This window comes from [Chlorobium] sp. 445, from assembly GCA_002763895.1.
In the GTDB taxonomy this organism is placed as follows: Bacteria; Bacteroidota; Chlorobiia; order Chlorobiales; family Thermochlorobacteraceae; genus Thermochlorobacter.
The window spans coordinates 1-9,652 of sequence record NSLH01000051.1; the positions used below are offsets into that span (position 1 = coordinate 1).

Consider the following 9,652-nt stretch of genomic DNA (forward strand, 5'->3'; position numbering starts at 1 on the left):
ATTAGAGAAGATTCTCTCCTATTTCGACATTGCCAAGAAAGAAGGTGCAGAAGTCTTACTCGGTGGCAAGCGCGCCAGCATCAACAGCGGCTTAGAAAAAGGCTATTACATTGAGCCAACCATTCTCAGAGGCAATAACAAAATGCGCGTCTTCCAAGAAGAAATCTTCGGTCCGGTTACCGCAGTAACAACCTTCCGCACAGTTGATGAAGCCATTGAAATTGCTAACGACACCATATATGGACTCGGTGCCGGTGTTTGGACACGCGACATGCACGAAGCCTACACTGTGCCGCGCGCCATTCAAGCCGGAAGAGTGTGGGTGAATTGCTACCATGCTTATCCTGCACATGCACCCTTCGGCGGCTACAAGAAGTCGGGCTTCGGTCGTGAAACGCATCTGATGATGCTCAATCACTATCGCCAAAACAAGAATATTCTTATCTCTTACAGCAAGAATAAACTCGGTTTCTTCTAATTGCGCTGAAGAATCGAGTATCTACGGAGCGGCGGGTTGCTATAGCCGCCGCTCACAATTTAATCGTGCGCAAAAGGAGATTGTGTTCTTTTAGTTGTTGTTCTTTGACATTACGGTCAGTATGCAGCAGCTGCAAACCTTACAAAGGACATTCAATAGTGTCATAAAGCATTTCAAACGCATTAAACAGGAGAATTAACTATGAATGCAGCGTATGTCTTTTCGCCCAACAAGAATATCTTCGGGCGCGGGGCTATTGCCGCACTTGCATCAGAAATCAAAGCAAGAGGCGCAAAGAAAGTGTTGATTGTGACTGATGAGTTCTTGGCTAAAACTGAACTCGCAGAGCGCATTAAGCAGTATGTGGTGAGCGGTGGTGCAACACCAGTGCTTTGGGGAAAGGTTCATCCCAATCCAACCGACCTCAATGTGGCGGAAGCAACGGACGTGTTTAAGAGCAACCAATGTGACCTAATTATTTCACTCGGTGGCGGCAGCTCTCATGACTGTGCCAAAGCAGTGGCAATTATGGCAACCAATCCCGGACGCATTCACGATTACGAAGGTGTCGACAAGGTTCAAAACACGCCTGCACCGCTCTTCTCGGTCAATACCACATCAGGCACAGCCGCAGAAATGACGCGCTTTTCTATCATCACCGACACGGCGCGCAAGGTGAAAATGGCGATTATCGACTGGCGCATCACACCACTGCTTTCCATCAACGACCCTGAAACGCTCGTCAGCATGCCGAAAGGTTTGACAGCGGCAACTGGCATGGATGCGCTCACACACGCCGTCGAAGCCTTCGTTTCGACTTGGGCAACACCGCTTACTGATGCGAACGCGCTAACTGCTATCAAAATGATTTTCGCCAACTTGCCACGCGCTTACGACAACGGCAACGATATCGAAGCACGCGAAAAGATGGCTTACGCGCAGTATATGGCAGGCGTCGCCTTTAACAATGCAGGGTTGGGCTATGTGCATGCAATGGCACATCAACTTGGCGGATTTTATGACCTGCCACACGGGGTTTGCAACGCTATTCTCTTGCCAGCTGTTGAGGACTTCAACAAGAAGGCTGCTGAAAAACGCTTGGCGATTATTGCCGATGAAATGAAGTTCAGCGAAAGCGGCATGACAAATGCAGACAAAGCCGTCGCGGTGATTGATAAAATCAAGGAACTCAAAGACCGCGTCAATATCCCGAAAGATTTGCGCGCGCTGAATGTCTCGCCGAATGATTTCGAAGAAATGGCGAAATTTGCAATGAAAGACCCATGCGGATTTACAAATCCTGTTCAGCCAACGCTCTCTGAAGTCATTGGCATCTTTGAACATGCCTACGACTACGAACACGCAATGGCGCACTAAGGGTTGAGAAAGCAGTAGTGCTTTAGCTTCTGAACATCCCAAGCCTTCGTGTCTGTATGAGCGGAGGCTTGGGATAAGCTTTTGAATGGAATTTTGTATTTGAACATCAACTTCACAAGCATTTCAAACATAATCCAACGATGGTTAAACGTGTCTCAATTACACCGGAAGCAGAATCAATAGTGAATCAATTAAAAGCTGAGCATGGCGAGTTGCTCTTTCATCAAAGCGGGGGCTGTTGTGATGGCTCGGCGCCGATGTGTTTTTCCGTGAGTGATTATCGAGTGGGTGAAAATGATGTCAAACTCGGCGAGATTGTCGGATGCGCGTTTCTACATGTCGCGTGAGCAATTCGAATACTGGAAGCATACGCAACTGATTATTGATGTGGTGAAGGGACGAGGTGCGAGTTTTTCGCTCGAGATTCCGCTTGGCGTGCGCTTCATTACGCGCTCCCGTATCTTTACAATGGAAGAACTCGCTGAGCTGGAGCGTCAAGAATCAGCTGTTGCTGCATCGTGAAATTTGAGTAAGCCACACATACTAGGCTTATATAGTTTTCAACCTAGCTTTTTTCTTGCCCTAAGAAATTCGCGCAAGGCGAAGTCGAGCGGGTCTTGAATGAAGAACTGGTGTGCAGTGATGCGATGCTCAAACAGTGTGTTCTGCATCGCTCTCGCATGCTCTGCAAATGCCTTTTGATACGCTGCACGCACAAGGTCGACATTGACTTCAATGCGCTCACCTGTTTCCAGGTCTTCAAAGGTTACTGCGCCGCGCTGTGGGAGTGAAAGTTCCTCTTTGCCGACAAGGTAACAGAGCAAGACTTCGTGGCGCAGCCCGGCAAGTTTGGTTAGTGCCGTGCGCAGTTCCTCGTGGCACTCATGCATATCGCTTACAAACACGATGATTTCACGATGGCGCGATGACAGAAAAAGAGACTCAATGGCTTGCCACGGCTTCCACTTGCCACTTGCACGTAAGGATTGTAGAGCGTTCAATACTTGATGAAGATGTCGGTGATGACGTCGGGGCTCGAGACAAACCTGCACTTCATCACTTAACGCATAGAGTGCAATCGCATCGCCCTGATAATGCGCTAAATAAGCCAGCGAAGCAATCAGAAAGCGACCATAATCAAATTTTGAAATACCACTCTCACTGTGGTTCATAGATGCGCTGGCATCGAGCACAAATCGCACACTTGTACTTGTCTCCACTTCAGATTCGCGCACAAAGAACTTATCGGAACGCGCATACATTTTCCAGTCCACACGCCGCAGGTCATCGCCCGGCTCATAGCTCCGATATTGATTAAACTCCAACCCGACACCTGACTTTGGACTTTGATGCAAGCCCAGCATAAACCCATCGACAACGGTTTTAGCAACAAGTTGCAGATTTGCAATTGCAGCAAGTACGCGCGGGTCAATGAAACGATAGGAAGCAACGGACATTGTCGTCGTTTATTATGCTTGAACAGCAAGAATTTATGCCTCATCTATGCAAAGATGAGCAATAAATTGTCCAAAAGTTTGGAAATATTGTCCTAAGTTTGTAGAATCTATTTCTCCTGTATGATTTTTCCTCAACGACATTTCAGAGTAGTGAGAAAAAGCGTTACTTCGTCTAGCGAGTCCCCAAAGAGGGGATTGGGTTTGCGCCCAGGTCCGCTTTTCAGGTTTCTCTCTGATATTTTTTTCAATAAGGAGATAGGTCCAAGTTCAATGAGTGGCGGAAATGGAGTGCATCACAAAGAACCTCGCGGGAGGTGCCGCATTTAAGGAAAGCGCGAAGTTGGAGCTTGCGTCGCTCATTTTAACGTCGTTTGTGCAGCAGCAATTCTTTCGGACCAAAACACAGACGTTAGAACGACTCTATGATTTAGTCGAAGCTATCGATGACAAACAGTTTGCAGCGAAAGCCGCAATTTATGCGCGTCATACATTTGGCATGCGTTCCATTACGCACCAGTTAGCTGCAATTCTTGGTTTCAAGGTTAAGCGAGAGACTTGGACGAAATCCTTCTTCGAGAAAGTTGTACGCCGCCCAGATGACATCACGCAGATTCTTGCGTGTTACATCCACCGCTTCGGTAAGCCCATTCCAAACTCGATGAAGAAAGGACTTGGCGCCGCATTTTCAAAATTCGATGGCTACCAGCTTGCCAAGTATCGCAGTGCGCGCAACGCCTTCTCACTGATTGATGCTGTAAACCTGCTGCATCCCACACCCACAGACAAAAATCGTGAGGCATTGCAGGCACTTGTTCAGGATAAACTGCGCTCAACAGGCACTTGGGAAACCGCCCTCAGTCAAACTGGACAGATTGCGGCACAGGACGGCTTTCACGAAGACAAGGTGTTAGCACTCAAAAAGGAGGCTTGGGCGCAGTTAATCTACTCGCACAAACTCGGCTACTTTGCTCTGCTGCGCAACCTACGCAACATTCTTGAAGCCTGTGAAGACAACGACGCCTTGCTTGATGCGGTGCTAGCACAACTTGTTGACCCCAAACTTATTGAAACCTCACTGGTCTTGCCGTTTCGTTTCATTACAGCGCTTGAGGCAATTGAGAAGACAAATTTTTCTGGTACAAAAAAAGTTGTTGAGACACTTAGCCAAGCTGTTGATATTGCACTAAGGAATGTCCCAGTATTTGCAGGTAAAACTCTGGTTGCACTCGATGTGTCGGGGTCTATGCAAGGGCGTCCTGCAACGATAGGGTCGCTTTTTGCAGCTGCACTTCTTAAGTCTAATGATGCCGACCTTATGACCTTCAGCGATGATGCCGAGTATCAAACACTCAATTTGCAAGAGACTACGCTTAGGCTTGCGCGCAGCATCCGCTTTGCTTCAGGTGGCACAAACTTCCATGCCATTTTCAAGCGTGCAAATCGCAAGTACAATCGCATTATCATTCTCTCGGATATGCAAGGCTGGAAAGGTATTGGTGCACCAACCAGCGTTTTTGAAGAATACAAATCGCAATTCAAGGCATCGCCCAAAATTTACTCCTTTGATTTGCAGGGCTATGGCACACTTCACTTTCCTGAGCAAGAGGTTTATGCTATTGCAGGCTTTAGCGCGAAAACCTTTGAGATTATGAAACTGCTTGAAACCGATAAACGTGCGCTCATTCACACCATTGAGTCGCAATTGTTATAGTTTTAGCGTCAATAATAAGCAGGGCTGTCATCAAACAAGTGAATTGTTTTTCAGATAAGTATGGTATTGCAGGTATTTTTTGTTTTGATACTCTGTGCTACGGTGTCTAGCATGAGCTTTGCTCAACAGCACGAGATTGACAGTCTCAAATCATTTTTGCTTCTTCCTGATACAATCACATCAAGTGACACACTTACAGTGGATATTCTCAACAAGTTAGCTGCTCTTTATCGTCTTCGCTCATCGGACTCTGCACTGTATTATTCTGAACAAGCCGCTGCGCTTTCTGAACGCCTCTCTTATCCAAAAGGTAAACTTTATGCTCTATTGGGAAAACTCTCGGTCTATGGAGGCTACAACACTTCCACCAGCAACTTCAGTCTTATTCAGCATGTGGCGGATTCTGCAGCACGGCTTGCACGCACGATGCCGCCCGCCATCCAAGCTGATGCATTGTTAGAAATCGGACGAGCATACAGTTCAAGAATAGACAAAGAGAAAGGTGTCAAAATGTTGCTTGATGCGGTTGAAAGTTATGCGCAGTTCAATGATCAGATCGGCATGGGTAAGGCGTGGTATTATATTGCACTGGTGCACTATACAAACGAAAACTATCAAGATGCGCTGCTTGCCAATCAACATGCGGTGCGCTTGATGCAAGCTTCTGGTGACCAGCGCCGCAGCTCTATCATTCTTAATAATCTTGGGTTATGCTTTGATGCCCTTCATCAGACGGATACAGCCGTTGTAATCTGGAGAGAGGCACTGGCTACGGCGGAGTCGTGCGATGAACCCCAAACAATATGGTCAGTTACAGCTAATTTAGCGCGCATTTGTTTGCGTGAGCAACGCTACGCTGAAGCTGAACGCTACATTGCACGCTCGCTTGAAGTCTCAAAATCTCATCCTGCACGATATGCCAGTTCACTGCTGCAGCTGAGCCGACTTCAGTTGGCTAAAGGGGAGTTGCAAAGTGCTTTGCACAGTGCTGAAGCCTGTCTAACAATCTACAAAAATACGCAGGGGTATGGTCTGCCAGACTGCCTAAGTTTACTGGCAGAGATTCATGCCAGAATGAATAACTTCAAGGAAGCCTATTTCTTGCAAAAGCAGTATTCGCAGTTTCAAGATTCAGCCACTGCCACACGCCAAGCTGATGTGGTTGCTGAACTACACAGCAAGTATGATCTTGTTAAGAAAAATCAAGAAATCGAGCTTTTACAGCGCGACCGTGAAAGAGACACGCTGCTCCGCTATTCGCTCATAGGTGGCATCTTTCTCACAGCAAGTCTTGCGCTGGTTGTCGCCAACCGTTTCCGGCTCAAGCAAAAGGCTGAAGCACAAATCCAGCAGAAAAACCTTGAACTTCGCGCTGCCCTCCAGGAATCCGAACGACAGGCTAAAGAAGCCAATAGACAGCGTCTGGAAGCAGAGCAACAGAGAAGAATCGCAGAAGAAGCCAATGCACTTAAATCTGAACTGCTTGCTATTGCTTCACACGATCTCAAAAATCCACTTCAATCCATTCTCGGATTTGCTTGGCTGCTTAAAGAACGGTGTGCTGATTATCCACATCTTCTGTCAGGCATTGAGTTGATTGAACATGCTGCACAGCGCATGCTGAAACTCATTACAGATTTGTTAGCCACAGCCGCTCTCGATGCTGGTAAACTCACCCTGCAAAAAGACACTACAGACATCGGGCAGCTTGTTCAATCCGTCGTAGCGATGTTTCAAATACAGACTAAACAGAAAAACCAAGTTTTGCATCTCACCATCACATCCAGTGCTATCGTGCACATCGACATCAACCGCATGCAAGAAGTGTTCGAAAACCTTATCAGTAATGCGATTAAGTATTCACCACTGGGTACATCCATCTGGGTAACTGTCGAGAAGCAATTGATGCACCATGCACACGATAGCCCCACTCTCTCGCTTGAGACGAAAGAAGTCGTGCGCATCGCTGTGCGAGATGAAGGCAGCGGTCTGAGCGAAGATGATATGAAGCGGCTATTCGGGAAATTTCAACGGCTCTCTGCACATCCAACGGGCGGTGAAACCTCTACAGGACTAGGGTTATCTATCGTTAAGCAGGTTGTAGAACTGCATGGTGGAAAAGTGTGGGCAGAATCTGAAGGCAAAGGTAAAGGTGCAACGTTTATCGTAGAATTGCCAATTGCAGAAGCAAGTGCAACAACAGTTTGACTCTATCGGCATTCTTTCCTACATGAGCGGACTTTTTGGTTCGGGCAGTCTAGCAAGCAATTCTTTAGTAACTGTGTCTGATGTTACCTGTTCGGCTTCTGCTTTGAAATTGACGATAACACGGTGACGCAAGACAGGAAACGCCATTGCGCGAATATCCTCGAGCGTTACAGCAAAACGGTGCTTAAGCAAGGCGCGCGCTTTTGCCGTAAGAATCATTGCCTGACCGGCTCGTGGTCCTGCGCCCCAACCCACCCAGTCCTTGACAAAGGACATTGTTGAAGTCGCAGGGCGCGTTGCACGAACCAATTGCGCCACATACTGCACCAGCTGTTGGCTTATGGTAACCTCACGCACAATGTGTTGTAAGTCTAAAATATCTTGCGCATTCATCACAGTTTCAACCTGCACACGCTTGCTGCCCGTTGTCGTCGTCAACACTTGAATTTCCTCTGCTTCAGTTGGGTAGTCAATTTTGATGTAGAGCAAAAAGCGATCGAGTTGTGCCTCGGGCAAAGGATAGGTACCTGCCTGTTCAATTGGATTTTGTGTAGCTAAAACAAAAAACGGTCTATCGAGCTTGTATGTGATGCCACCTTGCGTGACTTCAAATTCTTGCATGGCTTCAAGCAAAGCCGATTGCGTCTTCGGGGGCGTGCGATTGATTTCATCAGCCAGCACGATGTTCGAAAAAATTGCACCTTTGTTGAACTTGAAAAAACGCTTGCCTGTGGTATGGTCTTCCTCAAGAATTTCCGTACCGATGATATCGCTTGGCATCAAATCTGGTGTGAATTGAATGCGTCGAAATTGCAGTGCAACCGCCTCTGCTAAGGTGCGAATCATCAACGTCTTGGCAAGCCCTGGTACGCCTTCCAAAAGACAATGCCCACCTGCAATAAATGCCGTCAGCAACTGCTCAAGGGTTTCATGCTGCCCAACAATGACTTTTTGGACTTCATGCCGAAGTGCGGCAAGTTTTTCTAACAATCGCTCAATATCTGCTTCGGTGAGTTCTGCAGTGTGCATGTGTGTTTTTCAAAGAATTTACGCTGTCATTGCGTAAAGAATGATGTTGACGCCAAACTTGGTATTGTCTTCAGCAAGCCAGCGCTTGTTGCGAAAATCATAGTCCCACTCACAACCATAATCCTTGTTGCTGTATAGCACACCGATGCGACCATTGATTTCAATGGCTTTCAGATAATCATGCACCAAATCATCGCCCCATCCGTTGAGCTCAAACGACGTTGTCGGTGGTCCATTTTCGAATTTGAAAACGAAGAATACAATTTGTGCGAGTTCGGAATTTTTTTGAGCGCACCTTGTCCAAAAATTGCCGCCATCTGTGCCTCAAATGATTTTGCGAAAAGCCCATCGATATCGTGATTACAGTCATCGACGAAGACGAAGCCACCGTTATGGACATACTTCTCGAAATTTTCTCGCTCTTTGCTTGTAAATTGTACCAATTTGTGCCCGCTAAGGTAACAGAAAGGGGAACTGAACAGTGCGGGGCTATCGAGCGCTACAATTTTCTCGCGTGTTTCAACTTCAATTGTGGTGTATTCAATGAGCGAGTTGAGTAGGTTGTAAGGCATGCGCTGGTCTGTGTCCCAATTGCCCGAGGTGTATTGAAGGCGTGTGAAGACAAAATCTTTTCGCCTGCGCTCAAATTGCAAAGCTATAGCGTTCGCAAACGGCGAGAAGCCCACTGTTGCTACTCCTGCAGAAAGTGTTGCTAAAAACTCTCGCCGTGTCATTGTTGTGAACTTTCTTGGCACTGCACTACGCCTCACACTGCATCTGAAAGACTCGTGAATGTAAAATCACGCACACGAATCGGCGGAATAAGGTTATTGCCAATGCGTTCAGGCTTGCCCAGCGCATCCAGATTATTGAGCATGATAATTGGACTTTCGTTGAAGCGGAAGTTTTTGATAGGATACTTGATTTTGCCGTTCTCGATGTAAAACGTGCCATCGCGCGTGAGCCCAGTAAAGAGCAAGGTTTGTGGGTCGACAGGACGAATGTACCACAGGCGCGTGACGAGAATACCTTTTTTGGTGTCTTTGATTAAATCTTCCAGTGAGGCATTGCCGCCTTGCATCACCACGCCACCGGGTGGTGGTACAGCTTTTTTGCCTTGTTTTTCCGCCCAGTAGCGCGAATAGAAAAGATTTTTGACCACACCGTTTTCAACGAGCATCATCTTCTCGCGAGCGCGCCCATCCGCTGCAAATGGTGCAGCGGGAATTTCAGGATGCTGCGGGTCGGCATAGATTGTAACACGCTCATCGACGATTTGCTCACCGATTTTATTGCCGCCACCCTTTTTTGAGAAGAAACTTCGACCTTCATCAGCTTGACGTGCATCCATCGCAAAGAGCATACCGCCGAGCAAACTTGCATCAACTGTGC

The 9,652-nt window shown here is 47.3% G+C and carries 6 protein-coding genes and 3 pseudogenes; 5 read left to right on the top strand and 4 right to left on the bottom strand.

Translation table 11 applies throughout. From position 1 onward, the window contains the following. Positions 1–4: 4 nt before the first annotated feature. From CMR00_12400 to CMR00_12410, 3 genes and pseudogenes are all read left to right on the top strand, one after another. Positions 5–478: pseudogene (locus tag CMR00_12400) on the top strand (aldehyde dehydrogenase). A gap of 201 nt (positions 479–679) precedes the next feature. After that, entirely contained in the window at positions 680–1,855 is a 1,176-nt protein-coding gene (locus CMR00_12405; GenBank protein ID PIO47056.1) for an L-threonine dehydrogenase, read from the top strand. Between the two features lie 140 nt (positions 1,856–1,995). Next, a pseudogene (locus CMR00_12410) lies at positions 1,996–2,377 on the top strand (UDP-glucose 4-epimerase). A gap of 38 nt (positions 2,378–2,415) precedes the next feature. On the opposite strand, the gene CMR00_12415 reads toward CMR00_12410, so the two are convergent. Then, positions 2,416–3,312 (bottom strand): DUF58 domain-containing protein, encoded by an 897-nt coding sequence (locus CMR00_12415; GenBank protein PIO47057.1) that lies wholly within the window; start codon positions 3,310–3,312, stop codon positions 2,416–2,418. 283 nt (positions 3,313–3,595) lie between these two features. On the opposite strand from CMR00_12415, the gene CMR00_12420 reads away from it, so the two are divergent. Both CMR00_12420 and CMR00_12425 read left to right on the top strand, forming a co-directional pair. After that, positions 3,596–5,023, top strand: coding sequence for a hypothetical protein (locus CMR00_12420; protein ID PIO47058.1), 1,428 nt, complete (start codon positions 3,596–3,598; stop codon positions 5,021–5,023). 60 nt (positions 5,024–5,083) lie between these two features. Continuing rightward, positions 5,084–7,231: a hypothetical protein gene (locus tag CMR00_12425; protein ID PIO47059.1), complete on the top strand. Its 2,148-nt coding sequence runs from the start codon at positions 5,084–5,086 to the stop codon at positions 7,229–7,231. Between the two features lie 18 nt (positions 7,232–7,249). On the opposite strand, the gene CMR00_12430 is transcribed toward CMR00_12425, so the two are convergent. The 3 genes and pseudogenes from CMR00_12430 to CMR00_12440 all read right to left on the bottom strand — a co-directional run bounded on the left by CMR00_12430 (position 7,250) and on the right by CMR00_12440 (position 9,623). After that, a complete protein-coding gene (locus CMR00_12430; protein ID PIO47060.1) occupies positions 7,250–8,260 on the bottom strand; it encodes an AAA family ATPase in 1,011 nt (336 codons plus the stop codon). An 18-nt stretch (positions 8,261–8,278) separates the two neighbouring features. After that, positions 8,279–8,994, bottom strand: a pseudogene (locus CMR00_12435) (twin-arginine translocation pathway signal). A 32-nt stretch (positions 8,995–9,026) separates the two neighbouring features. Beyond that, positions 9,027–9,623, bottom strand: a complete 597-nt coding sequence (locus CMR00_12440) for a hypothetical protein (GenBank protein ID PIO47061.1) — start codon at positions 9,621–9,623, stop codon at positions 9,027–9,029. Between the last annotated feature and the right edge of the window lie 29 nt (positions 9,624–9,652).